Raw genomic sequence first — 418 nt, forward strand, 5'->3', positions numbered from 1 at the left:
GTCCATGTTGGCCTGAATTTTAAACACGAAACCGGTGAATTTTTCGTCGTTGGCCGGTACCTGACCTTTGTCGGTTTCACGCGGCAGCGGCGCCGGTGCCCACTCAACAAAGTAATCCAGCATTTCGCGGATACCGAAGTTGGCCAGTGCTGTTCCGAAAAAGACCGGCGTTAATTCACCACGCAGATATTCGTCCAGATTAAATTCATGACTGGCGCCCTGCACCAGTTCAATCTCATCGGCCAGCTCTTCCACCATATCTGCACCGAGCAGCTCTTTGGCTTCGTCAGACTGCAGACCTTTGATCTGAATATCATCCGGCAGCACACTGCCCTGACCCGGGGTAAACACATGAATAGTATCAGTCAGCAGGTTGTAAACACCTTTGAAGGCTTTACCCATACCGATCGGCCAGGTC

The 418-nt window shown here is 51.7% G+C and carries 1 pseudogene; it reads right to left on the reverse strand.

From position 1 onward, the window contains the following. Window positions 1-418 (reverse strand): annotated as a pseudogene (gene prfC / locus B2Z72_RS14710) (peptide chain release factor 3); the annotation flags it as partial.

It is taken from the genome of Thalassolituus sp. UBA6592 (assembly GCF_002433655.1).
Lineage (GTDB): Bacteria > Pseudomonadota > Gammaproteobacteria > Pseudomonadales > Oceanobacteraceae > Venatoribacter.